General features: G+C 66.0%; 27 protein-coding genes. 8 read left to right on the top strand and 19 right to left on the bottom strand.

The window, feature by feature from the left end; genetic code table 11:
* The first annotated feature begins 54 nt into the window (after positions 1–54).
* From ACFQGD_RS24250 to ACFQGD_RS24240, 3 genes are read left to right on the top strand one after another with little or no spacing between them, the layout of a single operon-like run.
* On the top strand, positions 55–789 hold the full coding sequence (locus ACFQGD_RS24250; RefSeq protein WP_345389701.1) for a (Fe-S)-binding protein: 735 nt from the start codon (positions 55–57) through the stop codon (positions 787–789).
* Entirely contained in the window at positions 786–2,270 is a 1,485-nt protein-coding gene (locus ACFQGD_RS24245; RefSeq protein WP_345389592.1) for a lactate utilization protein B, read from the top strand. The genes ACFQGD_RS24250 and ACFQGD_RS24245 overlap by 4 nt, the downstream gene beginning before the upstream one ends.
* Positions 2,267–2,866: a LutC/YkgG family protein gene (locus ACFQGD_RS24240; RefSeq protein ID WP_345389589.1), complete on the top strand. Its 600-nt coding sequence runs from the start codon at positions 2,267–2,269 to the stop codon at positions 2,864–2,866. The genes ACFQGD_RS24245 and ACFQGD_RS24240 overlap by 4 nt, the downstream gene beginning before the upstream one ends.
* A gap of 15 nt (positions 2,867–2,881) precedes the next feature.
* On the opposite strand, the gene ACFQGD_RS24235 is transcribed toward ACFQGD_RS24240, so the two are convergent.
* From ACFQGD_RS24235 to ACFQGD_RS24190, 10 genes are all read right to left on the bottom strand, one after another.
* Positions 2,882–3,577, bottom strand: coding sequence for a DsbA family oxidoreductase (locus tag ACFQGD_RS24235; RefSeq protein WP_345389586.1), 696 nt, complete (start codon positions 3,575–3,577; stop codon positions 2,882–2,884).
* The gene (fdhD, locus tag ACFQGD_RS24230) at positions 3,577–4,503 is read right to left on the bottom strand and encodes a formate dehydrogenase accessory sulfurtransferase FdhD (RefSeq protein WP_345389583.1); all 927 of its coding nucleotides are present in this window, start codon (positions 4,501–4,503) and stop codon (positions 3,577–3,579) included. Before fdhD ends, ACFQGD_RS24235 begins: the two co-directional genes overlap by 1 nt.
* Before the next feature lie 41 nt (positions 4,504–4,544).
* Positions 4,545–4,802, bottom strand: a complete 258-nt coding sequence (locus ACFQGD_RS24225) for a formate dehydrogenase subunit delta (RefSeq protein ID WP_345389580.1) — start codon at positions 4,800–4,802, stop codon at positions 4,545–4,547.
* 14 nt (positions 4,803–4,816) lie between these two features.
* On the bottom strand, positions 4,817–7,618 hold the full coding sequence (gene fdhF / locus ACFQGD_RS24220; RefSeq protein WP_345389577.1) for a formate dehydrogenase subunit alpha: 2,802 nt from the start codon (positions 7,616–7,618) through the stop codon (positions 4,817–4,819).
* Positions 7,619–7,678: 60 nt separating this feature from the next.
* The gene (locus ACFQGD_RS24215; protein ID WP_345389574.1) at positions 7,679–9,217 is read right to left on the bottom strand and encodes a formate dehydrogenase beta subunit; all 1,539 of its coding nucleotides are present in this window, start codon (positions 9,215–9,217) and stop codon (positions 7,679–7,681) included.
* Entirely contained in the window at positions 9,214–9,669 is a 456-nt protein-coding gene (locus ACFQGD_RS24210) for an NADH-quinone oxidoreductase subunit NuoE family protein (protein WP_345389571.1), read from the bottom strand. The genes ACFQGD_RS24215 and ACFQGD_RS24210 overlap by 4 nt, the downstream gene beginning before the upstream one ends.
* A gap of 202 nt (positions 9,670–9,871) precedes the next feature.
* The gene (locus tag ACFQGD_RS24205; protein ID WP_345389568.1) at positions 9,872–10,819 is read right to left on the bottom strand and encodes a LysR family transcriptional regulator; all 948 of its coding nucleotides are present in this window, start codon (positions 10,817–10,819) and stop codon (positions 9,872–9,874) included.
* A gap of 85 nt (positions 10,820–10,904) precedes the next feature.
* Positions 10,905–11,861, bottom strand: coding sequence for a zinc metalloprotease HtpX (locus tag ACFQGD_RS24200; RefSeq protein WP_345389565.1), 957 nt, complete (start codon positions 11,859–11,861; stop codon positions 10,905–10,907).
* A 70-nt stretch (positions 11,862–11,931) separates the two neighbouring features.
* Positions 11,932–12,450 carry a hypothetical protein gene (locus ACFQGD_RS24195; protein ID WP_345389563.1) on the bottom strand — a complete coding sequence of 173 codons (519 nt, stop codon included), beginning with the start codon at positions 12,448–12,450 and terminating at the stop codon, positions 11,932–11,934.
* A gap of 221 nt (positions 12,451–12,671) precedes the next feature.
* Positions 12,672–13,490 carry a lysozyme gene (locus ACFQGD_RS24190; protein ID WP_390183654.1) on the bottom strand — a complete coding sequence of 273 codons (819 nt, stop codon included), beginning with the start codon at positions 13,488–13,490 and terminating at the stop codon, positions 12,672–12,674.
* A gap of 836 nt (positions 13,491–14,326) precedes the next feature.
* Between ACFQGD_RS24190 and ACFQGD_RS24185 the strand changes: the two genes are divergently transcribed.
* Positions 14,327–14,479: a hypothetical protein gene (locus ACFQGD_RS24185; protein WP_345389558.1), complete on the top strand. Its 153-nt coding sequence runs from the start codon at positions 14,327–14,329 to the stop codon at positions 14,477–14,479.
* A 43-nt stretch (positions 14,480–14,522) separates the two neighbouring features.
* On the opposite strand, the gene ACFQGD_RS24180 is transcribed toward ACFQGD_RS24185, so the two are convergent.
* The 3 genes from ACFQGD_RS24180 to ACFQGD_RS24170 all read right to left on the bottom strand — a co-directional run bounded on the left by ACFQGD_RS24180 (position 14,523) and on the right by ACFQGD_RS24170 (position 17,025).
* On the bottom strand, positions 14,523–15,242 hold the full coding sequence (locus tag ACFQGD_RS24180) for a spermidine synthase family protein (RefSeq protein WP_345389555.1): 720 nt from the start codon (positions 15,240–15,242) through the stop codon (positions 14,523–14,525).
* Complete coding sequence (locus tag ACFQGD_RS24175; protein WP_345389552.1) at positions 15,239–16,423, bottom strand: MFS transporter; 1,185 nt, start codon at positions 16,421–16,423, stop codon at positions 15,239–15,241. The genes ACFQGD_RS24180 and ACFQGD_RS24175 overlap by 4 nt, the downstream gene beginning before the upstream one ends.
* 203 nt (positions 16,424–16,626) lie before the next feature.
* On the bottom strand, positions 16,627–17,025 hold the full coding sequence (locus ACFQGD_RS24170; protein ID WP_390183652.1) for a MerR family transcriptional regulator: 399 nt from the start codon (positions 17,023–17,025) through the stop codon (positions 16,627–16,629).
* A gap of 136 nt (positions 17,026–17,161) precedes the next feature.
* On the opposite strand from ACFQGD_RS24170, the gene ACFQGD_RS24165 reads away from it, so the two are divergent.
* From ACFQGD_RS24165 to ACFQGD_RS24155, 3 genes are all read left to right on the top strand, one after another.
* On the top strand, positions 17,162–19,309 hold the full coding sequence (locus tag ACFQGD_RS24165) for a HelD family protein (RefSeq protein WP_345389549.1): 2,148 nt from the start codon (positions 17,162–17,164) through the stop codon (positions 19,307–19,309).
* Between the two features lie 114 nt (positions 19,310–19,423).
* A complete protein-coding gene (locus ACFQGD_RS24160; RefSeq protein WP_345389546.1) occupies positions 19,424–19,780 on the top strand; it encodes a hypothetical protein in 357 nt (118 codons plus the stop codon).
* Positions 19,755–20,573: a class I SAM-dependent methyltransferase gene (locus ACFQGD_RS24155; protein ID WP_345389543.1), complete on the top strand. Its 819-nt coding sequence runs from the start codon at positions 19,755–19,757 to the stop codon at positions 20,571–20,573. Before ACFQGD_RS24160 ends, ACFQGD_RS24155 begins: the two co-directional genes overlap by 26 nt.
* A 176-nt stretch (positions 20,574–20,749) precedes the next feature.
* Here the strand turns inward: ACFQGD_RS24155 and ACFQGD_RS24150 are convergent, their stop codons facing one another.
* The 4 genes from ACFQGD_RS24150 to ACFQGD_RS24135 form a co-directional block, all read right to left on the bottom strand.
* Positions 20,750–21,010, bottom strand: coding sequence for a glutaredoxin domain-containing protein (locus tag ACFQGD_RS24150; RefSeq protein WP_390183655.1), 261 nt, complete (start codon positions 21,008–21,010; stop codon positions 20,750–20,752).
* Between the two features lie 362 nt (positions 21,011–21,372).
* A complete protein-coding gene (locus ACFQGD_RS24145) occupies positions 21,373–22,017 on the bottom strand; it encodes an alkylmercury lyase family protein (protein ID WP_345389537.1) in 645 nt (214 codons plus the stop codon).
* A 33-nt stretch (positions 22,018–22,050) separates the two neighbouring features.
* Positions 22,051–23,466 carry a mercury(II) reductase gene (gene merA, locus ACFQGD_RS24140; protein WP_345389534.1) on the bottom strand — a complete coding sequence of 472 codons (1,416 nt, stop codon included), beginning with the start codon at positions 23,464–23,466 and terminating at the stop codon, positions 22,051–22,053.
* A gap of 30 nt (positions 23,467–23,496) precedes the next feature.
* Positions 23,497–23,859: an ArsR/SmtB family transcription factor gene (locus ACFQGD_RS24135; RefSeq protein ID WP_345389531.1), complete on the bottom strand. Its 363-nt coding sequence runs from the start codon at positions 23,857–23,859 to the stop codon at positions 23,497–23,499.
* A 153-nt stretch (positions 23,860–24,012) separates the two neighbouring features.
* Here ACFQGD_RS24135 and ACFQGD_RS24130 point away from each other — a divergent pair, with 153 nt between their 5' ends.
* Positions 24,013–24,900 carry a F510_1955 family glycosylhydrolase gene (locus tag ACFQGD_RS24130; protein ID WP_345389528.1) on the top strand — a complete coding sequence of 296 codons (888 nt, stop codon included), beginning with the start codon at positions 24,013–24,015 and terminating at the stop codon, positions 24,898–24,900.
* A 414-nt stretch (positions 24,901–25,314) separates the two neighbouring features.
* Here the strand turns inward: ACFQGD_RS24130 and ACFQGD_RS24125 are convergent, their stop codons facing one another.
* Entirely contained in the window at positions 25,315–25,722 is a 408-nt protein-coding gene (locus ACFQGD_RS24125; RefSeq protein WP_345389525.1) for a heavy metal-responsive transcriptional regulator, read from the bottom strand.
* 17 nt (positions 25,723–25,739) lie between these two features.
* Positions 25,740–26,006, bottom strand: coding sequence for a hypothetical protein (locus tag ACFQGD_RS24120; protein WP_345389522.1), 267 nt, complete (start codon positions 26,004–26,006; stop codon positions 25,740–25,742).
* Positions 26,007–26,066 lie beyond the last annotated feature (60 nt).

The raw sequence follows: 26,066 nt of genomic DNA, 5'->3' as shown, positions 1-26,066 counted from the left end.
GGCGTGGGATGATGCTCGGACATGAGGACTGCTGGCGGGTCCGAATCATCGGACATCAGGGTCGCGCTGCTGGTCACCTGCATCAATGACGCCATGTTCCCTGACACGGGCAAGGCGGTGGTGCGGCTACTGTCCCGGCTGGGTGTAGACGTCGACTTCCCCGCGGGGCAAACGTGTTGCGCCCAGCCTATGGTGAACACCGGGTACCTCGACGAAGCCGTACCGATTGTGCGGTCCTTCGTAGACGCGTTCGCCGGGTATGACGCGATCGTGGCGCCGTCGGGCTCGTGCGCGGGTTCGGTACGGCACCAGCACGACATCGTCGCGCGACGGAGCGGCGACGACGATCTCGCTAACGCGGTGGCGGAGACATCGGCGCGGGTGTACGAGCTGTCGGAGTTTCTGGTCGATGTGCTTGGTGTCGCCGACGTCGGCGCGTATTTCCCGCACGAGGTCACGTATCACCCGACGTGCCATTCGTTGCGGATGCTCGACGTCGGGGATCGGCCGTTCCGGCTGTTGCGCGCGGTGCGGGGGCTACGACTGACAGAGCTGCCCGCCGCCGAGGAGTGCTGCGGTTTCGGTGGCACGTTCGCGGTGAAGAACACCGACACGTCGGTGGCGATGGGCGCGGATAAGGTCCGCCATGTGCGCGAGACGGGTGCTGAAGTGCTCGTCGCGGGGGACAATTCGTGTCTACTGCACATCGGCGGGATGCTGTCGCGGCAGCGTTCCGGTGTCCGGGTGCTGCATCTGGCCGAGGTGCTGGCGAGTACGGAGGGTCGATGAGCGCGACGTTCGTGGGCATGCCCGCCTTCCCCGACGCGGCGAAGACGGCGCTGGCCGACAGCCAGTTGCGAGGGAACCTCGCGCACGCCACCGGCACGATCCGGGGCAAGCGGGCGCAGGTGGTCGGCGAGGTCTCCGAGTGGGAGGAGCTGCGTAGGGCGGGCGCGGCCATCAAGGACAACGCCCTGCACAACCTGGACGAGCACCTGCTGCGGCTCGAGCGGTCCCTGACCGAGCGCGGGGCGACCGTGCACTGGGCGCGTGACGCCGAGGAAGCATGCGGCATCGTCGCTGGGATCGCCCTGGACAACGGCATCGATGAGCTCGTCAAGGTGAAGTCGATGGCTACCCAGGAGATCGGTCTGAACGAGTCGCTCGCCGAGCGGGGGATCGCGGCGGTCGAGACGGACCTGGCCGAGTTGATCGTGCAGCTCGGTGACGACCTGCCGAGCCACATTTTGGTGCCCGCGATTCACCGCAACCGGGCGGAGATTCGGGAGATCTTCTTGCGGCGGATGGCGTCAGCGGGCCGTCCCGCACCCGACGACCTGACCGACGACCCGGCTGAGCTGGCCGCCGCGGCCCGGTCACACCTGCGGGAGAAGTTCCTGTCCGCGCGGATGGCCGTGTCCGGCGCGAACTTCGCCGTCGCCGACACCGGCACGCTGATGGTCGTCGAGTCCGAGGGCAACGGCCGGATGTGCCTGACGCTGCCGGAGATCCTGGTATCCGTTGTCGGCATCGAGAAGGTGGTGCCCAGCTGGGACGACCTCGACGTCTTCCTGCAACTGTTGCCCCGGTCGAGCACGGGCGAGCGAATGAACCCGTACACGTCGACGTGGACCGGTGTCACTCCGGGCGACGGGCCACAGGAGATGCACGTCGTGTTGCTGGACAACGGGCGCACGCGCGCGCTGGCCGATGAGGTGGGGCGGCAGGCGCTGCGCTGCATCCGCTGTTCGGCGTGCCTCAACGTGTGTCCAGTCTACGAACGTACCGGTGGCCACGCGTACGGGTCGGTGTATCCGGGACCGATCGGCGCGATCCTCAACCCACTGCTGCGAGGCGTCGGTCATGACGAGCAGGTCGACTCGCTGCCATACGCGTCGAGCCTGTGTGGGGCGTGTTTCGAGGCCTGCCCGGTGCGCATCGACATCCCCGAGGTGCTGGTGCACCTGCGGTCGAAGGTGGTCGACGCGCATCGCGGCCAGGCGCCGAAACCGGAGGCCGTCGCGATGAAGGCGGCGTCGTGGATGCTGGCCGACGCACGCAGGCTGGGGCCGCTGGAGCGGTTCGCCGGGGTCGCTGGACGTCTGTTGACGCGGATATCGCGTCGTAGCGCCCCGGGTGGCAGGCGGGTACTCGGTTCGCTGCCCGGCCCTGGTGCGCGGTGGACCACAGCCCGAGACATGCCCGCGCCACCGGCCGAATCGTTCCGGGAGTGGTGGCGGCGCACCCGTGTGGAGCGGAGTGAGTCGTGACCAGCGCGCGCGACGAGATTCTCGTGTCGATCCGGACCGCGCTGGCCGACGCGCCCAGGGCGGACGTCGAGGTGCCGCGCGGCTACCGCGATACCCCGGCATCCGCTGACCTCATCGAGCTGTTCGCCGAGCGGGTGACCGACTACCGTGCCGCTGTCACCCGGTGCGCGCACGCTGACGTCGTCGAGGCCATCCGCGCCGCGCTCGGCGACGCACGCCGCGTCGTCGTGCCCGGTGACCTGCCGTACCTGGTTGACGACGCGCTGGCCGATGATCTGCCGGCGTCCGAACTGGACACCGTGGAGGCCGTCGTCACCACGGCCGCCGTTGGCATCGCGATCACGGGCACGATCGTGCTCGACCACGGTCCTGGCCAGGGCCGTCGCGCGCTGAGCTTGGTACCTGACCGGCATGTCTGCGTCATCCGCGCCGATCAGATCGTGGCCGGGGTGCCGGACGCCGTCGCCCGACTCGACCCGGCGCGGCCGCAGACGTGGATCAGCGGACCGTCGGCCACCAGCGACATCGAGCTGAACCGGGTGGAAGGCGTGCACGGGCCGCGACACCTGCACGTGCTGGTCGTCGGGGCGGACTGAGCCGGACCGGCAGCGCTAGTCGTGGTGTCCGTCCAGGGCGCTGGCGGTGCCGGAGGTCGCGGTGTCGGTATCGGGGTGGCTCTTGCGCCATGCTTGGCGTAGTGCGTCCAGCATGACGTCGCTGGTCTGCGCGCCGGGTAGTGGGTACCAGCCGTCGATGAGGAAGTACGGTACCCCGCTGATGCCGTGGGAGGCTGCTTCGCGTTCGTCGGTGCGTACCGCGTAAGCGTATGCGCTGGTGTCGAGGACCGTGCGAGCGTCGTCTGGATCGAGGCCGGCTTCGGTCGCCAGTCGCAGTAGGGTGTCGTGTTCGCCGATGGCTTCGCCTTCGGCGAGGTAGCCGCGTAGTAGGCGGTCCTTCACCGCGTTTTGGACGCCGCGGTCCGCGGCGAGGTGCAGGAGCCGGTGTCCGTCGAAGGTATTGCCGGGGCGGGCGCGTTCCAAGTTGAGTCGTAGCCCGGACTGGGCGGCCTCGTCGGCCATGCGGCGGATCATCGCGTGTCCGCCTTCGACGGTGGTGCCGTATTTGCGGGCGAGCATCGTGGCGTAGTCGCCGTCGCGGACGGTGGGGGCGCCGGGGTCGAGTTCGAAGCTGCGCCAGCGGATGTCGACGTCGTCAGCGTGCTCGAACTGTGCCAGCGCGAGGTCCAGGCGTGCTTTGCCGATGGCACACCAGGGGCAGACGATGTCCGACCAGATCTCGATGCGCATCAGGTCTCGCTCCTTACGGGTACGTCGTCAGCCATACCCAGCGCAGCGATATGACAGCCTTCGGTATTCCCGCCGCCGTGAATGGGATAGTCGGCGACCGAATTCGTATCGACGTCCACACGGTGGCCGCCGGTGTAGACGTTCATGGTCTCGCCCCGGACGAACCCGGCGAGGGTCATGCCGGACTCCGCGGCGAGGTCGACGGCGAGCGAGGACGGCGCGGAGACGGCCGACAGGATCGGGATGCCCGCCATAAGCGCCTTCTGCACCAGTTCAAACGAAGCGCGCCCGCTCACCTGCAGGACGCGGCCGCGTAACGGGAGCTGCTCCCGCGTGCACGCCCAGCCGATCACCTTGTCCACCGCGTTGTGCCGACCGACGTCCTCGCGTAGACACAGCAACTCGCCTGAGGTGTCGAACAGCCCTGCGGCGTGCAGACCGCCGGTCCGCTCGAAGACGGCCTGGTGCTGCCGGAGCGATTCGGGTAACCCTGCCAGCACCGTGCTACCGACGGGTGAGGGATCCTCCGCGACCTGCCACCGCGTGACCGTGCGGACCGCGTCAATGCTGCCCTTACCGCATATACCACAGGAACTGGTCGTGTAGAACGACCGCTCCACCGACGGATCGGGCGCACACACCCCGGGAGCCAGCCGCACGTTCACGATGTTGTACCGGGTGTCCGGCCGGGCCCCGGTGCAGTACCGCTGGTCCCTGATGTCCGCCGCCGAAGTGATCACGCCTTCCGTCACCAGGAAACCAGTGGCCAGTTCGAAGTCGTTGCCCGGTGTCCGCATCGTCACCGCGAGCGAGCGCCCGTCGAGGCGGATCTCCATCGGCTCCTCGACCACGAGGGTGTCCTGCCGTGTCGACGTGGTGCCGCTCCGCACGCGGGTGACGCTGCGTCGGACGGTGATGCGCCCCATCCGAGCACGCTCCTCTCCAAGTCGCCGGGGCCACTACCTCGCTAGCTGATCTCCCGGGACGCGGCCAGCGCCAGTGGGTCGAGCGAGTTTGGGTCGGCCGCCGCGCACCGCAGCAGCTCCGCCCGCATCCTCGGGTCCCAGAACATCCGGATGTGCTGGGCGATCTCTTGGGCGGCCTGCTGCGCGGTGCGGTGCCGGAACTGCGCGGCGATATCGTTGGCCAACCGGACCGGTGGTGGCGTCTTGCCGTGCCGCGCGTCGTGGTCCGCTGAAACCGGAGCCGCGGATGGCTCGCTCATCTGGACTCCTCCTGTTACCGGCTCGCCGCGGCGGCTCGGGCCTGCTCGGTGTCGGTGTGCCTGGCGAGGCCGACTTGGACGGCGGTCACCTTGTACTCAGGACAGTTGGTCGCCCAGTCGGAGTTCTCGGTCGTGACGACGTTAGCGCCCGTGTCCGGGTGGTGGAAGGTGGTGTAGACGACGCCGACCGGCATCCGGTCGGAGATCATCGCACGGAGGTGGGTGCGGCCGACCCTGCTGCTGAGGGTGACGTCGTCGCCGTCGCTGATGCCGCGTTCCTCGGCATCGTGCGGATGCAACTCGAGGACGTCCTCTGGATGCCAGGCGACGTTGGCGGTGCGGCGGGTCTGCGCGCCGACGTTGTACTGGCTGAGGATGCGTCCGGTGGTCAGCAGCAGCGGGAACTTGCGGCTGCTGCGTTCGGTGGTCGCCACGAACGGTGTGGCCACGAACTTGCCCTTGCCCCGCACGAAGGCGTCGACGTGCATGGTGGGGGTGCCTTCCGGGGCGGCCTCGTTGCACGGCCACTGCACGCTGCCAAGCTTGTCCAGCTTGTCGAAGGACACGCCTGCGAAGGTGGGGGTGACAGAGGCGATCTCGTCCATGATCTCGCTCGGATGGTCGTACGACATCTCGTAGCCCATGGCCTCGGCGATCTCGCAGGGCACTTCCCATTCATGCTTGCCGGTCTTGGATGACATGACCGGGCGGACCCGGTTGATGCGGCGCTCGGCGTTGGTGAACGTGCCGTCCTTCTCCAGGAATGACGTTCCTGGCAGGAAGACGTGGGCGAACTTCGCGGTCTCGTTGAGAAAGAGGTCTTGGACCACGACCAGATCCATGGCCTCAAGCGCGGCGTGCACATGCTGGATGTTGGGGTCGGACTGCGCGATGTCCTCACCCTGGACGAACAGGCCACGGAAGCTGCCGTCCAGCGCGGAGTCGAACATGTTCGGGATCCGCAGCCCCGGCTCGGGAATGATGGGCCGTTGCCAGAGCGTCTCGAATACCTCGCGGACGGCGTCGTCGGACACGTGACGGTAGCCGGACAGCTCGTGCGGGAACGACCCCATGTCGCAGGAGCCCTGCACATTGTTCTGTCCTCGCAGCGGGTTGACGCCGACGCCCTCGCGGCCGATGTTGCCGGTGGCCATCGCGAGGTTGGCCATGCCCATCACCATGGTCGAGCCTTGGCTGTGTTCGGTGACGCCGAGGCCGTAATAGATGGCGGCGTTGCCACCGGTGGCATACAGCCTGGCCGCTTCCCGCAACTGCTCGGCGGGCACGCCGGTGATCGCCTCGACGGCCTCGGGGCTGTTCTCCTCGCGGGCGATGAACTCCGCCCAGGCGTCGAACTCCTCACATCGATCGGCCACAAAGGACTCATCGACAAGGCCCTCGGTGACGACGACGTGCGCCATGGCGTTCACGACAGCCACGTTGGTGCCCGGGGTGAGCTGCAGGTGATGGCTGGCCTCGATGTATGGCGAGCGCACCAGGTCGATCCGCCGGGGGTCGGCGACGATGAGCTTCGCGCCCTCGCGCAGCCTGCGCTTCATGCGGGAGGCGAACACCGGGTGCGCGTCGGTCGGGTTCGCCCCGATCACCACGATCACGTCGGCGGCGGCCACCGACCGGAAGTCCTGGGTGCCCGCCGAGGTGCCGAAGGTCTGTTTCAGCCCGTAACCGGTCGGTGAGTGGCACACGCGGGCGCAGGTGTCGACGTTGTTGTTGCCGAACGCCGCCCGCACCATCTTCTGCACCACGTAGACCTCTTCGTTGGTACAGCGCGACGACGTGATCCCACCGATGGCGCCCTGGCCGTAGGTGTCCTGCAGCTCGCGGAATCGGGTGGCGACGTGGTTGATCGCGGTGTCCCAGTCGACCTCGCGCCATTCGTCGTCGATGGAGTCCCGGACCATCGGTGTCGTGACCCGGTCGGGGTGGGTGGCGTAACCGAACGCGAACCGGCCCTTCACACACGAGTGGCCTTCGTTGGCGCCGCCGTCCTTGTAGGGCACCATCCGCACCAGCTCGTCGCCGCGCAGCTCGGCCTTGAACGAGCAACCGACCCCGCAGTAGGCACACGTCGTCAGCACGGTGCGGTTCGGCATACCGAGATCGACAACGGACTTCTCTTGCAGTGTCGCGGTCGGACACGCCTGCACGCACGCGCCACACGAGACGCACTCGGAGTCCATGAACAGCTCACCCGCGCCCGCGGAGACCTTGGACTCGAAGCCACGGCCCTCGATGGTGAGCGCGAACGTGCCCTGGACTTCGCCGCAGGCTCGCACGCAGCGGGAACAGGCGATGCACTTCGACGGGTCGAAGTCGAAATAGGGGTTGGAGGTGTCCTTTCCGAGGTCGAGGTGGTTCTCACCTTCGTAGCCGTAGCGCACCTGTCGCAACCCGACGATGCCCGACATGTCCTGCAGCTCGCAGTCGCCGTTGGCCGAGCAGGTCAGGCAGTCGAGCGGGTGGTCCGAGATGTAGAGCTCCATCACGCCCTGACGTAGCTTCTCCAGCCGGGGCGTCTGGGTGCGTACCTTCATCCCGTCAGCCACCGGGGTCGTGCACGAGGCGGGGGTGCCGTTCTTTCCGTCGACCTCGACCAGGCACAGTCGACACGAGCCGAACGCCTCAAGGCTGTCGGTCGCGCACAGCTTCGGGATCTCGATCCCGCTCAACGCGGCGGCGCGCATCACCGAGGTGCCCTCCGGCACCGTCACCGGGTGCCCATCCACCTCGACCGACACCGTCGCCGGGCCGGGTTTGGCAGGGGTACCGAAATCGGGTTCCTTCAGTAGCGCCATGGTTTCCTCGCTGTTCGCGGTTGGCTGTCTGTTTCCTCGCCGGTTCGCGGGCCGCCGCTGTTACGGCGTCTGTTCGCGGGTGGGGGTGAAGTCGTCAGGGAAATGCTGGAGCGCGGACCGAACTGGGTTGGGGGTCAGTCCGCCCATCGCGCACAGCGAGCCGTCCGTCATCAGCTCGCACAAATCGTTGAGCACCGCCAAGTTTCCGTCGGGGTCTTCGCCGCCGGTGATCCGGTCGATCACCTCCACCCCGCGTACCGAGCCGACCCGGCACGGGGTGCATTTGCCGCAGGACTCCTCGGCGCAGAACTCCATGGCGAATCGCGCCATTTTGGACATATCAACGGTGTCGTCGAAGACGACGATCCCGCCGTGGCCGAGCATCGCCTCAGCCTCGGCGAACGCCTCGTAGTCGGTGGGCAGATCGAACCGCGACACCGGCACGTACGACCCCAACGGGCCACCCACCTGTACCGCCCGCACCGGCCTGCCCGAGCGAGTGCCGCCGCCGTAGCCGTTGACCAACTCGTCGAGCGTGATGCCGAACGACGTCTCGAACACCCCACCCCGGGCGATGTTGCCCGCCAGCTGGAACACCTGCGTTCCCCGGGAGCGCTCGACACCGTGCTCGGCGTAGGCCGCCCCGCCATCGGCCATGATGCGGGGAACGCTGGCGAGCGTGAGCACGTTGTTCACCACGGTCGGCTTGCCGAACAGTCCGGTGATGGCAGGGATGGGCGGTTTGGAGCGCACCATCCCGCGCTTGCCCTCCAGGCTCTCCAGCATGGAGGTTTCTTCGCCACAAATGTAGGCGCCCGCGCCGACCCGCACGTAGAGATCGAATGTCAGCCCGGAGCCGAGCACGTTGTCGCCGAGCCAACCGTGCTCGTAGGCGATGTCGATGGCTCGGCGCAGCGTGGCGACGGCGTCCGGATACTCCGAGCGCACGTAGATGTATCCCTCGGACGCCCCGACGGCGTGGGCCGCGATGGTCATGCCCTCGATCAGGCAGAACGGGTCGCCTTCCATCAGCATCCGGTCTGCGAACGTGCCGGAGTCGCCCTCGTCGGCGTTGCAGCACACGAACTTCGTCTCGCCAGGGGTGTCCAGCACCGTCCGCCACTTGATACCAGCGGGGAAGCCAGCACCACCCCTGCCGCGCAGGCCGGACTCGGTCACCTCGGCAACGACGTCGGCGGGCGTACGCTCGAGCGCCTGTCGCAACCCGGTGAGTCCTCCGTGCGCCTCGTAGTCCGTTGGCGACAGCGGATCGGTGACGCCGACCCTCGCGAAGCACAGCCGCTGCTGGTCGCGCAGCCACGGCAACTCCGCAACGACGCCGACACACAGCTCATGGTCAGCGCCATCGAGGAGGCCCGCATCGATCAGCTCTGGCACCTGCCGCGGGCTGACCGGCCCGTAGCCGACCCTGCCTCGCTCGGTCGCCACCTCGATGAGCGGCTCCAGCCATAACATGCCGCGCGAGCCGGTACGCACGATACGAATCCGTTCACCCGCCGCATGCTCGAGAGCGGCGGCGACCTCATCGGCACCCACCGACCCCGCGGCCGAGTCGCGTGGCACATAGACGGTGATCATGAGTCCCCCTCGTTCGCCAGTACCTCGATCAGCCTGCCGCGATCGACCCGGCCGTACAGCCGTCCATTGATCTGTGCTGCTGGCCCCAGCGCGCAGTTGCCGAGGCAAAACACCTGCCGCAACGTCACCGAGCGGTCTGGCGTGGTTTGCCCTGTCTTGACACCGAACACCTGCTCAGCGTCCGCGACGAGCTTGTCGGCACCAACCGACTGGCAGGCCTCGCCGCGGCACACCCGCACCGTCGCAGTCCCCGCTGGTTCGTCATGGAAGTCGGTGTAGAAGGTGATGACGCCGTGCACGTCCGCGCGAGACATGTTCAACTCGTGGGCGAGAATGGGCACCACGTCGGGGTCGATGAAGCCGAACCTGTCTTGGATGTCGTGCAAGATCGGAAGCAATGCGCCTCGGGTGGTCCGGTGTTCGGCGACAATCGCTCGGACCAAGTCGGGCATGCTTTCGGTTCTTTCACGCATGAGAACCGGCCACCTCTCGGGCACGATGGCGGAACGGCAGTGTGACCACCGTGTACCTCGTTGTACTGATCACCGTCATGAATTGACGGTATGCAGCGGAAAGACCCGGGTCAAAGCGTTGTTGTCGATGGACCCATAACCGCTGTTTATCGGCAGCGGTGTCCTATGGGCTCGGGCGGTTTCATTTTTCCTGTCCGTCAGCAGCCGGATTCACCCACTGCCGCATGATGCGATCAAGCTCGCCTGCCAGGTCCATTTCGCGCGCCACACCGAGCAAGGCGTTCGCCAGCAGTGACTCCGACCGTCGGCCGGCGAGCACAAGGCCCACGTGATACTCGTGTCGTGGCTGCTCGATCGGGATCACCCGCATGTCTTCGGGAACACCGAACAGATGCAGCCAGGCGTGCGCGATCACGCTAGACAGGCGCATCGACCGGACGTGCGCGTACACCGCGGACACGGTGTCCGTTTCGACCACGGGATGCACCGCGACTCCCGCATCGGCGAAGTTGCGGTCCAGGATGCGGCGATTTTGCATGACCGGCGAGAACAGGCAAAGCGGCAGCTCCGCCGCCTCCGCCCAGCTGACGACCGGCCGCTTCGATATCTCGTTCTCGCGTGGGGTCAGCAGCAGATATCGCTCGACGTAAAGCGGGACGGTGTGCACCGAACCCAGCGGCTCACCGTCGACATAGGTCATCCCGACGTCGAGCTCGAACTCGCTCAGCCGGTGCACGATCTGCCGCGAGGTCAACGACTCCAGTGATAGCCACACCTGCGGATGCTGCTCGTGTAAGGGCCGCGCCAGCAGCGAGGCCACCGTCAACGCGGTGGGAATCGCGCCGATCCGAAGCGTTCCCGACAGGCCATCGCGCATCCCGGATAGCTGCTGCCGCAGCGCCTCCTCATCGGCGAGGATCCGGTGTGCCCACGAGAGCACCTGCTGGCCTTCGGGCGTGAGGCCACCGAACTTCTGCCCCCGCCGCACGATCTGTACGTCGAGCTCGGCCTCCAGCTTCCGGATCGCTGCCGATAACGCGGGTTGCGAGACATGACATACCTCCGCGGCACGACCGAAATGCCGCTCCCGGGCGAGTGCGCACAGGTACTCAAGCTGTCGTAAGAGCACGCCACACGATATCCCGGTTCACATGCCATCGCGCACGTCGCGCCTAGCCTGGGTACTCGACCGCCGGATACCTCGGTGACCCCGGTTACCAGCGGATTCCTGGTATCCGAAGGCGTGGTGCGGTGGCGACCTGGGGGTAACCCGCCAGTGTTACGGGTCGATCCACGCCGAGATGGCGCTGCCGTACCGGGGTGAGTTCGGCCAGCCTGCGGACGCGTTCGGCGGTCGGTGGGTGGGTTCGCAGCAGCAAGGTGTCCGAGGATCTCCCGTGAGGCACCATCGTGCGCTCCCAGATCCGGCCTTCGAGCCGTTCCAGCACGATCAGGCCCTGCGCGAGCCCCTCGGGGTCGCCGGTGAGCGAGACTCCCTCCAGGTCGGCCTCGTACTCCCGTGAGCGCGCCAGCGCCAGCTGCAGGAGCGTGACCAGGTTCGGTAGCACCACGAAGACCCCGGACAGCAACAGCGGTGTGGGATCTCCGGCACTGAGGGTCAGCGGGAGAGTAAGAATGATCGATGCCAGGCCGACATACGACATCACCTGGACGAACCGACCGATACTGTCCGACAAGCTCATGATCGCGGTGTCGCCGTTGCGGATGTGGCTCACCTCGTGCGCGAGCACACCGGCGAGTTGCCGCGTGGTCAACCTGCGTAGCAGCCCGTCGGTGACCGCCAGCGCGGCGTCGTCATCCTCGCCGACGGCGAACGCGTTGGCCGTCGGGCTCGCCACGTAATACAAGCCAGGCGAGTACCGAAGGCCCGCTCGTTGTGCGAGGACGGCAACGATGCGGTGCAGGTGTGGCGCCGCGTGTCTAGGCAGCGGCCGGGCCCCGTACATGGACAGCACCCACCGTGCGGGCACTCGCGGCCGCAACAGAGCGATGATGGCGCCCCCGGCGAGCACCCACAGTAACGCTTGCTTACCGAACAGCAGCCATCCCGCTAGCCCCAGCACACCGACCATGGCGGCGAGGAGTAACGCGCCCTGAGCCACGTTGCGGATCTTTTGTCGCCGCAGAACTCGCGTATCAAGGACTGCCACGGGTCACATTATCGCCAACACCGACAGGGACGGTCCACAACGGCGGCCGCGCGATGCGCGGGTCCGGAATTCAGTTGGCACGTAGGTGAGACTGGCCGAATCGGCTCGACTCTTCTGTCTCCAACCGGATGAGGCGGGCCAGCAAGAGGGTGATCACTCCAAAGGCGGTCAGCAGGAATCCGGCGAACCACAGTCCTGGCAGCGGTGAGCCGGTGGCCGCGAGATGGTGTGACGAACCGCCGTCTGTCGGTGCTGGTGCGAACATCGTCGTATCGGATGTCGTCGACGCTGCGGTCGTCGTGTCGCTGGTCGTACTCGTGGGCGGCAACGTTGTCGGTGGATTGGTCGGATCGATGGTCTCTGACGGCGTGGTCGGCGAGGTCGGCACGCTTGGCGGCGCCTGGGACGTCGTTTCCGACTCCGTCGTCATGTCCGATGAGGTCGTCGTGGTCTCCGATGAGGTCGGTGGCGGCGGAATCTCCGTGGTGGCGACCGGATCCTCTTCGGGTGTGGGTTCCTGCGCCGTGCTGGTTCCAGCGCCGACCATCGCGGCGATGCCGAGCGCGATAGCCACCGAGCCGGCAATCATGGGAAATCGCTGTGCCATTGGTCAGCCCTCGCTTGTTCGCTAATCCTTCCCGCGGAAAAGCGTGCGATATGTGCAAGTATTCATTCGACCGTGTTATTCAGCGTTTCAGGGGCAAGATGCTAAATCAACGAACGTCACTCAAATTGTTGTATATAACAAGACTGTAGTTTTGTTTAATGAAACATTAATGATCGGGAATGATCGTGCGACTCGCGGCGCGATTACCTGCCGTTGGCGAGTGCCTGTAGCCGCGCGTAGCGTCCGTTGAACTTGTTTTGGTCGATCGGGTCGCTGCTGTACTGCCAGAAGGTGTAGCGGCTCCAGCCGGGTGGCAGCGCGCCGACGTTGTTGGAGTAGCGGGCCACCCAGAGTGGAACGGTCTTGCCGAAGCCGTGGCCGCCGCCGACGCAGTGGCTCCACCAGCTCGTGGAGGTGTAGATGACGGGCCAGCGACCGGTGCGTGCCTTGTAGGTGTCGTGGAATGCCTTGATCCACGCCCGCATTCCGCCCTTGGACTTGCCGTAGCAGGCTGGGCCGTAGGGGTTCCATTCGAGGTCCAGCGCGCCGGGCAATGTCTTGCCGTCGCGCGACCAGCCACCGCCGTTCGTGATGAAGTAGACGGCTTGGGCTGCGCCGCTTGATCGGTTGGGCAGCGCGAAATGGTAGGCGCCTCTGATCATGCCGACCCTGCGCGAGCCGTTGTACTGCTGGGAGTAGTACGGGTTCTTGTAGCCGGTGCCCTCGGTGGCTTTGACGTAGGCGAACCGCTTGCCCTTGTTCCACCAGTACTTCCAGTTGACGTTCTTCTGCCAGCCGCTGACGTCGATGCCACGGACGTCGCCGCGCCGCTGCCGTTTGGTCGTCTGCTTCCGGTTGTCCCGTCGAGGCTTGTCGTCAGCGTCCTTGGGCGGGCTCGTGTCGGACAGCGCCCTTGTGACGCGGCGTTCGACGCGGCGGATCTGTGACCCCATCTCGGTGCTGTACTTGCGGACGTAGGCGTCGACGTCCATGCCGTCAACCGTGCGTGGCACGGCGGCCATCGCCGCGGTCGCGTTCGCCAGGGTCTTGCGTGCCTTTCCCGTGTCCGCCTTGGGTGTATCGGGGACAGCAGGCGGTGATGGCGGTGTGACCCCGGGGAGATCGGGAGCGCCAGGGCCTGACGGTCCGCCTGGCCCTGGGGAGTCGGAATCGTTGTTATCGCCGCTTCCGCCCGAGCGCGGTGCGTTTCCTGCTTGGTTCGCACCTACCGGAACCCGTGTGACGGCGGACCCCAGGAGAGCAGAGCGAGGGTCGAGCCAGTTCCGCATTGGCGCCGAGCGGGAGGACTCGTTCCGCTGGGCAGTGCGCTCCGCGGACGCGATCGGGGACTTCGGGGTGGGTGCCCCTTGTCCCTTCGCCGGTGCGTCGTCTTGCGGAAGCGACCCAGCGGGTGGCTGCTGTACGGGGGAGGCCGACTGGGACTCGTCCGCCAGGTCGGTGCCGCCGGAGAGGCTCACGAGACCGTGCACGGACCACAAACTCAGTACCAGTGCGGCGGCTATGGCCGCCGCGAGGACGACTCGGGCTGGGTACTCCGGTTGCCAGGTTGGCCGGTGCATGGTGGCTACATCGCCAACGTGGGGTAGGGCGGTGGGGGCGCGATCGCCAGACTCGGCGGGATACTGTTCATGGGGCCTCCCGGCCACCGAACGAGTTGTTTCTCTGAACAACCTATGGCGCCGATTGTCTTAAGTCCACTATCGGGTGAACGGTAGAGGTGTGGTGATCAGGGTCGAATAGCCCACGTCGTTTGCGACGATTGCCGCGAGCGCGAAGGCTGTCCGAGGCGTAGTGTCGAGGCAGCGGAGCCATCTTGGCTCTCAACTAGGAGGTCACGATGGCCGACAAGTCCCCTCGCCAGCACATGTCCAAGAAGGCGGGCAAATCACTCAAGGAGAAGCGCGCCGCGAAGAAGGCGAAGTCGCACGAGCGGGAGCGCACGCAGTCCGATCAGGTCGAAGACTTGCTGCATCCCAAGAAACGCCGTTGACAGAAACGTTTGATCTCCCGAGGAGCCGCCTGTCGTGCTCGGGTCACGGCACCGGCGTCTTCGCCAGGTAGACGGTTGCGGTGGCGGAGCGCTGTTGCAACGGGTTGTCGAATGTGACGACGTCAGCGCACACGTCAATGAAGTCGTGCTGGAGATGGGTGGTGAACTCCTCGTCGGGTGGGTCGTTGGACCACAGCGTGAACACGCCCCCGGGATGCAGGTGCGTGGCGAGGCGCTGAAGGCCGCCTGGCGTGTAGAAGTCGGCGTGCGCGGGATCGAGCAGGTGCCGCGGTGAGTGGTCGATGTCGACGACGATGGCGTGGAACTGCCTGCCTGGTTGGTCGGAGTCGAGTCCCGCGGGGGAGTGGTTGAGGGCGAAGAAGTCGCCATGGCGGAGGGTGCAACGGGTATCAGCCGCGAGTTGCTCGCCCGCGGGGATGAGACCGCGTTGGTGCCAGTCGATGACCTCGCTGAGTGTGTCGATGACGAGCAAGGACCGTACTCGGTCGCTGGCGAGGACGGCTTGTGCCGTGTAGCCGAGTCCGAGTCCGCCGACGGCGATGTCGAGGTCGGTGCCTGGCAATGCGGCGAGCGCGCGGTGGGCGATCTCTTCTTCGGCGCTCGTGAATAAGCTGGACATGAGGAACTCGTCGTCGAGTTTGATCTCGTAGACCTCGGTATTGACTGTGGGGTCCCAGCGACGACGCAGCGTCAGTTCGCCCATCGGGGTCCGGCGCCAGTCGAGTTCTTCGAACCGTTTCATCGTATGACCTCTGTCTGCTTGGAAGGGGCGGGGACGACGATGGCCGCGACCATCACGGCCGCCGGGAACGCGAGCGCGCCGAGTAGTGCGGGGGCGTAGCTATCGGTGACGTCGTGGATCGTGGCGAACAACAGCGGGCCGAAGGCGGAGGCGGCGACGCTGATGGCGGTGACGACCCCGCGAATGGCGCCGATGTGGCGGGTGCCGAAGTGGTGCGTGAACGTGGCCGCCTCGAAGCCGCGGACGGCACCGCCCGCGGTGCCGACGAGTGCGCCGAAGGCGATCGCGACCATGCCGCTGGTGACGGACGTGCCGATCGCGAGCGCGGCGGCCAGGGTAGCCATGCTCGCGAGGATGAGATAGCGGGCGCCGATGCGGTCGGTCAGGTAGCCCGCCGCGAAGGTGGCGGCGAGGTTGGCGATGGTTTGCGGGATGAAGTTGCCCGCGGCTTCGACCGTGGTCAGACCCTGCGCGGTGAGCAGGCTGATCTGGTGGAAATTGATGCCGGTGACGAGCATCCAGATGCTGGCGACCATGGCGGTGAGCACCCAGAAGAACGGGGTGCGCAGCGCGGCGGCCCGGGTCATGCCCCAGCCATCCGCCGCGGCCGTGTCAGGCTCGTCGCCGACGCCGTCCGGGCGCTGGCCGAGGTCGGCGGGCCGGTCACGGATGGCGAACCACACGATGGGAATGACGACGACGGCGACGAACACGCCCTCGGCGAGCCATGTGGTGCGCCAACCCCAGTGCGCGATGAGTCGTTCGAGCAGGACCGGGGCGAGGGAGATCGCGGACGCCCCGATGGCGCCGACGATGCCGATGGCGGTGCCGCGACGGCGATGGAACCACAGGGCGACAACGGTGGTGGCAGCCAGATTCAGCGCGCCTTGGCCCGCCATGCGGATGACGACGAACCCGGCGGTCAGTCCCACGATGCCGCTGACGGCCGACAGGCCGAACAAGGCGACCGCGAACACCGCCGCGACACAGACCATGACCCGCCGAGCGCCGTAACGGTCGAGCGCGCGCCCGACGAACGGCATCGCCGCCGCTCCGGACAGTGTGCCGACGAGGTAGGCGAGAGAGACGGCGGACCGGCTGATGCCGAGCTCGGCGATCATCGGATCGATGAACACTGACACGGCCGCGGTCTGACCCGGCGCGGTCGCCGCGACGAGCACCGCGCACCAGCCGACGATATGCCAGCCGTAGAACCCGGATGCCGCACGCGGGCGGGCACGGGACAGCGACGAAGTCAGAACAGGCTCCCTCAGTATCGATCGCGATCGGCACTGACCGCGCTGTGACGTCAGGCCACTGAGCTCAGTCGTGTTCGGTGAGCAGGCTCGCGACCGGAAAGTCTCCCCTCGCGTGAGGGTATCAGTCAGCCGGTGGGAGTGCTGGACTCGGTGATCTGCATCCGTAGCATCGCGGCGAATCCCTCGGCGGCCGACAGCCGGGCGCGCAACTCAGCGCAACGCTGCTCGGCGGTCGCGGCGAACTCGCGCAACCGCGCCAGCCGCTCTGCCTCGCTGGCATGGGATGACTCGCTGCCCGGGTTGATCGCGGCCAGTAGCTCGCGCATCTCCTCCAGATGGAATCCGAGTGGTTTCATCTGCTTGACCAGCGTTAGTCGCGCCACGTCGGACTCGTCATACAACCGGAACCCGCCTTGGCTGCGCGCGCTCGGGGTCACGAGCCCGACTTCCTCGTAATACCGGATGGTGCGCAGGGACAACCCGGTCCGCTCGGCGACCTCGCCTATCTGCATCCGTTCGGCCACGTCTACACACCACCTCACTCGACGCCGCTGAGGCGCGCCTCTGGGCGCCCCGCCCGCCGAAACCACCGGCCGGTCACCGCGATGGCTCGCTACTCTACCCTAACGTGACGGTAGGTTCTTCACGGAAACCCCGGAGATGGCATTGACGGACGCGCGGACGCGAGACGAAGAACACGAGCGCCAGCATCTGGCCGAGACGCTGCGGTTGCTGACAATGGAACTGGAGCGTCTCACCGGCGACATCGACAAGTCCACCCGGACCATCGACGAGCGGAAGAAGCATCTGTGGGACAACCTGCGTGACATGGACTTCGCCGAGAAGGCGAACTACCGCGGCGAGGTGGACATGTCCGTCCGCTTGGCTGAGCACGCGGTGATGCTTCAGAAGCGTATTGAGCGGCTGCTGGAGTCGCCCTACTTCGGGCGCGTCGACTTCCACGCGAACGGTGACGCTGATGCCACGCCGTACTACATCGGCATCCACAACTTCTCGGATCCCGAGACCCAGGAGATCGTCATCCACGACTGGCGGGCCCCGGTGTCCAGTCTCTTCTACGACTTCGAGTCGGGAGAAGCGTTCTTCGATACCCCCAAGGGCACCACCCATGGCGACATCACGGGCAAACGCCAGTACAAGATCGAGGGCGGGCGCCTGAAGTACATGTTCGACACCTCCCTCAACATCGGTGACGAGGTGCTGCAGCAGGAACTCAGCCAGTCCGCCGATGACAGGATGAAGAACATCGTCGCGACCATCCAGCGGGAACAGAACGCTGTGATTCGCAACGAGACAGCGCGGGTGCTGATCCTGCAGGGTGTGGCGGGCTCCGGAAAGACGTCGATCGCCCTGCACAGGGTGGCCTTCCTGCTGTACCGCTTCAAGGACACCCTCTCGTCCGACAACGTCATGATCCTGTCTCCAAACAAGGTCTTTGGCGACTACATCGCCGACGTGCTTCCCGAGTTAGGGGAGGAGAAGGTCGCGGAGATCGACTTCAACAAGATCGCCAGCAAGTACCTCGCGAAGGTCACGGATTACGAGACGTTCAGCGAACAGGTGGTCAAGCTGCTTGACCAGGTCGACGAAGCGTCGGCCGAGCGCATGCGCTACAAGGCGACGTCCGAGTTCGTCACCGAACTTGATGAATGGGTCACCTCGCGTGCGGACGAGGAATTCGCTCCCGGGGAGATCGAGCAGAAGAGCAAGCGGCTTTCCGTCGACTGGGTCGTGGACATGTTCAACGATTCACGGGACCTGCCGGTCTTCACGCGGCTCGACCACGTGGCCAATACCGCTGTTCATCTGCTTAAGAACGAGGTGAGGGACAAGGGCGGAAAGTGGTCCGCCGCCGACACCACCAGCGTCCGCAAGCAGGTCCGCGCGATGTTTCCCTATAAGGACTCGTTCGCGATCTACAAGGCGTTCTATCAGCAGGACCCAGCCCGCCGCGGCATGTTCAAGCCGCTCGGTAAGAAAAAGATCGAGTACGCCGATGTGTTCCCACTGATCTACACCATGATCAGGACGGCCCGGCAGGAGAACTTCAGCCACATACGTCACCTCCTTGTCGACGAGATGCAGGACTACACGCCCATCCAGTACGCCGTGCTGCGCGAGTTGTTCTCCTGTCAGATGACGATTCTCGGAGACGCCAACCAGTCGGTTAATCCGTTCAGTTCTTCGTCGCTGGCCACAATTCACAGTATATTTCCGGACGCCGACTGCCTTGAATTGTGCAAGAGTTACCGGTCAACGACCGAGATCACGGATTTCGCCCAGAATATTTCCCGGAATGACAAGCTCGTGCCGATTGAGCGCCATGGGCTGCCACCCCAGGTCGTCGCCTGCGCGGATCAGCGGGAGCAGGAGACGCACATCCGGAAACTCGTCGAGCGGCACGGGCACAGCGACCATCGCTCCCTCGGCATTGTCTGCAAGACCGTCGCGCAGGCGAAAGCCCTGCATCGCGCCTTGTCAGATGCCGGTGTCGAGCTGACCTTCCTCGACTACGACAGCACGGCGTTCGCCGCTGGCGTCATCATCACCTCAGCCCACATCGCCAAGGGCCTGGAGTTCGACGTCGTGATCGTCCCGGATGTGGACGACACGAACTATGCGAACGACATGGATAGGTGCATGCTCTACATCGCCTGCACCAGGGCCATGCACGAGCTCCACCTGACTCATGACGGGCCGCTCTCGCGGTTCTTGGAGTTCACCAAGGAGTCCACGAACCGGTTCCGCGTCGTTGACGCGGATGCGGAGGAGACCGCGGTCGCGTAGGGCGCGGCCGGAGAAGGTCAGGTGAGTGTCGGCCCGCTGACAGTTCGGTAGTGAGCGGAGTCGTAGTGGGTACCTCCTGGTTCAAGAACTCTCACCAAGGAGGGATGAACAATCATGTCGAAGGCAGCGATAGTGGTGCTCGCCGACGTCGAAACGCATGGTGATCTTGGCCGGGCGGTGAACGCGCTCGTCGCTACCAAGGAGTTCAAGGATGCCGGTGACGAGGTGCGGCTGATCTTCGACGGGGCGGGTACCCAGTGGCCCGGCATCCTGTCGGACCCCGGGCACAAGTCCCACAAGCTGTACGAGGCCGTCCGCGATGTGGTGGCCGGTGCGTGCGGGTTCTGCGCCGGGGCGTTCCACGCCGAAGCGTCCGTCAAGGAAGCCGACGTGCATCTGCTCCACGAGTACGAGGGTCACCCCAGCATTCGGGGTCTCGTCAACGATGGCTTCCACGTCATCACGTTCTGAATCCGCTCGCCGCGCCCGACCCGACTGGTCGCGCTACCTCGACGACTTCCACGACGATCGGCCAGGCATCACCGAACAGGTGCTCGCCGCCGCGACCAGCGGCGGCGGGGACACGCCTTACCAGTGGCTGGCCGGACCGCTCACCGGCAGCGAGGGGCCGGTGCTTGACCTCGCCTGTGGCTCCGCGCCCACCCAGCCGCTGCTCGCGGCCTCGCGTTGGCTCGGGGTCGATGCCTCCGCCGGGGAACTCGTCCTCGCACAAACGACAGGGCGTGGCCCGCTGGTACGGGCACGCGCCGGTCGCCTGCCGCTCGCCGATGGCTCGGTCGCCGACGTGTGTGCCGCGATGAGCTTGCAGGTTCTTACCCCGCTGGATGACGTATTGCGAGAAGTCGTGCGGGTACTCCGGCCAGGCGGCCGGATCGTCGCGCTTGTCCCAGCGTCGTTGGGCGGACCCCGCCGAGGTGCGTTCATGTGGTGGCGGCTCATGCGCGCGCTCGGTGTTCTAACTCAGCCCTGGCCGAACCCGCACGCACTCGATGGACTGGCGGACGTCTTGCGCGAGCACGCGCTCGTCGTCGACGCTGACGAGCGTCGGGTGTTCCGGCGGGAGATCTCCGATCCCGCCGAGGCGAGTGTGCTCATCGACAGCTTGTACCTACCGGACGTCGAACCTGAGCATGTGTCGGACGCCGAGCGCACCCTGGCGGCATGGGCACGCCCCGGCAGGAGCCTGCCACTGCCGCTGCGCAGGGTGATCGCCCACCTCCCGCAGCTCGGGCCCCGAGAATAATGTCCGAATTGGCCATAGGAAGAGGGTCACTCCACAATCATCGGGCGCGGAATTCGTATGGATCTGGACAACAGTGCGGCTACCGGCGCGTGTCAACGGAATTGTCCGGTCGCTGACACAGCACTTTGATTCCTGTAGCTATCCGGGCGACTTGCCGTAAGCGGCTGTCCGCTCCGTCAGCGGAGTTGGGGAAAGAACCGACGCCACCTCGCGGATCGTTCCCGCGTGGGTAGCAGATGCGGCGCGTGGTCGCGCACGGCTGCCATTACCCGATTAGCGGTTGGGTTGACCATCGCGTGCTCGCCGATGAACACCGTAGGCACGGTCTCGTTGCCGTCGGCCACCGCACGAACCCGCGCGGCCGCGTCCGGGTCCTCCCAGATATTGACTTCGCGAAGTGGCAGCCCGGTCGGTTTGAGGCGGGCGCGCAGCATCATGCAAAACGGGCACCCTTGCCGCCAGTAGATCTCGACGACTGTCGGCGTGTCGTCGTGCTCGTCGCCAGTTGTAGCCACCGGTATCAGCCTTCCCTCGTGGACGAATACTCCGATTTCACCACCAGTAGTGGCAGCCACGACTTGGACTGTCATCCGGATGACAGCACGAGGCCTTCCTTACTCCAGTGAACTTGGTGTGGTCGTGACCGCGATGGAAACGAGGAGACCAGCTGAGCAACAAGTCCGAGAAGCGCGCCAAGTTGAGGCGTGGCGCGGTCTTCGGGTCCGGGCCACGCCGCGAGCCGAGGCGACATCGAGCCGAGAGCTTGGCGAGCCCCTTCGACGTGATCCCGTCCTGAGTGCTAGGCAGTGTGCATGAGCGACGCGAACTCGGCTACGCCGCACGCGAGTGCATTGGTTTGGTTCAGCACGACGCCGGATACCTCGGGGTGGTCCGCCGCCCAGGTGTGTGCGGCTTCGGCCGTGGTGAAGAAATTGATGTGTCCGCAGGTGCTGTCGACCGAGAGGCAGCATTCGTCGTCGGTCGCACCGGCGAACACCACCGCCGATTCTGGTATCCAATGGGCTTTGTCGCCGTCGACACGGACCGTCACAGTGGCTTCGGTGTCGGGCTCGGTAGCCATGATGGTGACCGGCCGGTCGAGCATCGCTGAGATGCCCAGTGCGTCAACGGCACACATGGAATACACGGTGGGTCCGCCATCCCAGCTCACCCGGATCGCCGTTGGGATCGGAGAGAAGGGGTAGGCGGCACGGATCTCGCCCTCGTCATTGAAGACGACGACGTCCCGGGCGGCCAGCTCGTTCAACGCGTCGTCGGCCACGATGCCGTTGTCGTCGGCTGCACGAATGAGGTTGGCGCGGGTCGGCGCACGGCCAGTTTCGGCGAAGGTTGTGAGCACCGTAAGGTGCAGGTGGCGCGCGGCCTCGGTCAGCGCGGCGGCTGCGGTCGCTTTGTTCAGTTCCAGGTTCGGAGACTCGGTCATCACGGCTTCTCTCGAGATCGTCGTGTGGTGGTGTCAGGATGCGCAGCAGGACAGTTTGGACACGTCGCGAGTGAAGGTCTGGGCTGCGAGCTTGATTCCTTCGGCCATGGTCAAGTACGGGCACCACAGGTCGGCTAGCTGCCGCACGGTCATGTGGTTGGCCAGGGCGTAGACGGCGGTGGCGATGGCATCGCCGGCACCGTCGGCGAGCGCGTGGGCACCCAGCAACTGCCCGGTGTCTCGGTCGGCGACGAGTTTGATCAGCCCGCGGGTGTCACGGTTGATCAGCGCGCGGGGAACGTACTCGAGGGGCAGGACGCGGCTTTCACAACGATGGCCCTGCTCGACGGCTTGAGTATCGGTCAGCCCCGCGGCGGCGATGGTCGGACTGGTGAAGGTCACCCGGGGGAGGTGGTGGTAGTCCAGGGTGCGGTCGGCGCCGTCGAAGGCGTTGTCGGCGACCAGGGCGCCGTGCGCGCCAGCGACGTAGACGAACTGGGGGTGTCCGGTGACATCCCCGGCTGCCCAGATCCGGGCGTTGGCGGTTCGTAGGTGCTCGTCGATCATGATCTCGCCGTGGGCGCCGGTCTTGACGCCGACCGCGGCCAAGTTCAGCCCGTCGGTGGCCGGTTTACGTCCGGTGGCCACCAGCAGCTCGTCGGCACGCAGTTCGACCAAGGTGCCATCACCTCGGCGGAGCGCGGTGATGATCTGCCCGTCGGCGCGGTGGGCAGCAGTCACGGTGGCGCCGGTGTGTACGGTGATGCCCTCGTCAGCGAAGACGCGCTCGATGCCCTCGGAAACTTCTGGTTCTTCACCGGGGGCCAGCCGGTTTTCCATCTCCACCACTGTGACCCGCACGCCGAGACGGGCGAAGAGTTGACTCTGCTCCAGCCCGATGTAGTTTCCCCCGATCACCAGCATCGACTCGGGCAGCGCGGGCAGTTCCATGGCGGTGGTCGAGGTCAGGTAGCCGACGTCGTCCAATCCCTCGATCGGGGGTGCCCATGGCACGGAGCCGGTGGCGACGAGATAGTGCTCGGCGTCCACTCGGGTGGTGCCGCCGTCGGTGAGGGTGACCTCTAGTGCCGGACCGTCGGTGAAGTATGCCTGCCCTCGCAGGATCTCCCAGCCGTACTCCGCGGCCAGGTCGACATACTTCTCGGCCTGCATGTCGGCCACCAGTCCCGCCTTGCCCGCGATCAACTCGGCGAACGCCACCTCATCCGCACCGGCCCTGATACCCGGAAAACGCTCAGCCGACAAGGCTGTATGCCGCGCCTCGGCGGCAGCCAGCAACGCCTTCGACGGGATGCAGCCGGTGTTCACACACGTCCCACCCACGGTGTCGCGCTCGATCATCACCACGGAGCGGTCCTTGTTGCGCGCGGCGATCGCCGCGGCGAACGCACCGCCGCCCGATCCGATCACCGCTAGGTCGTACCGCATATCCCGTATCTCCCTTCGCTTATGGCCCTGTCAAGTGGCGGGGGTGATGCGCACGCAGGCTGCCAGTGCGGCTGCGTTGTCGGCGGCAAGCGACCGGGCCAGCTGCACCAAGTCGGCGACCCGAGGGTCAGTAACGCGGTAGTAGGCGAAGCGGCCCTCTCGCCTCACCCGCACGTAGCCGCAGTCGGCCAAGCACGCCAGGTGAGTGGAGATCCGTCCCTGCGACAGTCCGATCCACTCCACGCACTCGGTCACCGTGTGTTCTTTCGTCAACAGGAACTCCAGTAACCGCAGCCGCACCGGATCGCCCAGGGCGCGGAAGAACTTCGCCACCATCTCCACCCCGCCGTCGTCGGTCGGTAGCAGCGCGGCCTGCTGCTTCGCCTTGCCCATCGTTCACCGTTACTTTCAGTGCATCACTGCCAGATATCCGTATGTGCGAATATATTCTGCCAGTACACCTAGGGCAATGACGCTGGCCGCGCACGCCGCATCTACTGTCTTGCCTAGGATTTCATTGGACTGGAGTTGATCAGGGAGTGCGGGATGGCGGTCAGGACCCGGAAGGCCCGGTTGGGGCGCGGCACGGGATGGCTTGGGGCGGTCGTCGTCTTTGCATTCGTCGTCGGCGCGTGTAGTGACGGTGGCGGTGAGGGCCACAGTCACGACGCCGGTGAGGGTGGCAGCGTGTCGCTGGCGCACATCCACGGGCTCGGAGTCAATCCGGCCGATGACACGCTGTATGCGGGTAGTCATCACGGCGTCTTCCGCATCACCGGAGACGGTGCTCCCGAGCAGATCGCCGGGCTCACCAGGGACTTCATGGGGTTCACGGTCGTCGGGGAAGACCACTTCCTCGGTTCCGGCCATGCCGGGCCCGAGGAGCATGACCAGCCGGGCAATCTCGGTCTGATCGAGAGCACCGATGCCGGGCAGACCTGGACGCCGCTGTCACTGTCGGGTGAGGTCGACTTTCACGCGATGGAGTACAAGCATGATCGCGTCTACGGCTGGGACAGCCAGACCGGTCAGCTCATGGTGAGCAAGGACAAGAAGTCCTGGGATAGTCGCACGCAGGTCGGCCTGGCCGACATCGCGGTGTCCCCGAATGACGCCGAGGAGATCCTGGCTACCACACGTGACGGGGTCGCGCGCAGCACTGACGGCGGGCGCGAGTTCTCCGTCGTCGACGGCTCGCCGGTGCTGATACTCCTGGACTGGCCAAGCAGCGATCGGCTCGTCGGCGTCGACCCGGAGGGGGCGGTGCATGTCAGCGACGACAGTGGCGGCACATGGACGATGCGCGACACGGTGTCCGCCAGTCCGCAAGCGATTACCACGCACGGTGAGGATGAGATCTACATCGCCACTGATACCGCTATCTACCACTCCGACGACAACGGTGAGAGCTTCACGGTGTTCCAGCAGCTCTGACTGGTCGGACGTGGCCAGTCACACCGGTCTGTACAGTGTCAAGTACGTGGCGGTCACGACGTCTCCTGTCTTCCCGACCGCTCCCGCACGACGTTCCGTAGCCGCGGCGAGTCCTTTCCGCTCATCTGTTGATTTGGGTTTCGCCAGTCGTTTCACGTTGAGCTGTTCTCGGGGTGTTGGCGTATCCGCCTACCGGACAGGTAACCGATGCTGGCGACGACGTAGGGCACGAGACGTCGAGTCGCCCCGCATCCCGGATCGAACTCATCGTCATGCCGCCGCTGTGCCTGAGCTGATGCGCCACGCCGTCCATGACCACACTGGTCCTGCGGAAGCGTGGCAGGTAGCAGCGAACTTGTGACTGTCGGCGAGGGCGTCGAACCGGGCAGTCATGGCCCCGCACCCGAGACCCCGCTACTGCTCGCAGCGGTGCGCGTGCTCGATGAGCGGGCAGCCGTGCGCGACGTCGGTGTTGATGAGGTCGTCGGCCAGTGCGTCGAGCGAGACGAGCTCGTCGCGGAGTGTCCGTAACTCGGTGATGCGTTGGTTGATCTCGGTGACCTGGTGGCGCAGGGTCTCGCGGACGTAGTCGCATGGCCGCTGTCCCTGGTCTCGCAGCGAGAGAATCTCCCTGATCTCGTCGAGTCGCAGGCCTAGTCGCTGCGCGGTCTTGATGAACACCAGTCGGTCGGTGTCACGTTCGGTGTAGGCGCGGTATCCGGCGTGGGTGCGCTCGGGTTCGGGCAGGAGCCCGATGCTCTCGTAGTAGCGGATGGTTTTCGGGTTGACACTGGCCTTGCTGGCAAGGTCTCCGATGCGCATGTCGCTCACCTCTGGGGTCATTGTCGCTCGCCGCCGGGCCAAGTGGTGATTGGCATGTTGACGACGATCTCCGGTTCGTTGCTGGTGTCGAACACGTCGGGCTGGAAGCCGAACGGGCCGCGTGCGCCGTCGGGTTCGGAGGTCTCGGTGTGCAGGAACTGGATCCGTTCCCCGTCGTAGTAGCCGGTCACCGGGGGCGGGAGCGCACCAGCGTCAGCGCCCATGTTTCCCATGGCGTCGGTGTCGTTCTGGGTAAGGACGATCCAGCTGCCGATGCCGATCACGATCGCGGTGATGGCGAGTGCCGCAGTTCAAGGCGCCCACCAGGGCCAGTGACGCGGTAC

The sequence above is a fragment of the Haloechinothrix salitolerans genome (assembly GCF_042662605.1).
GTDB classification, from domain to species: Bacteria; Actinomycetota; Actinomycetes; order Mycobacteriales; family Pseudonocardiaceae; genus Haloechinothrix_A; species Haloechinothrix_A salitolerans.
Note: the sequence above shows the minus strand (reverse complement) of the source record. Positions and strands in the feature narration are given on the sequence as shown.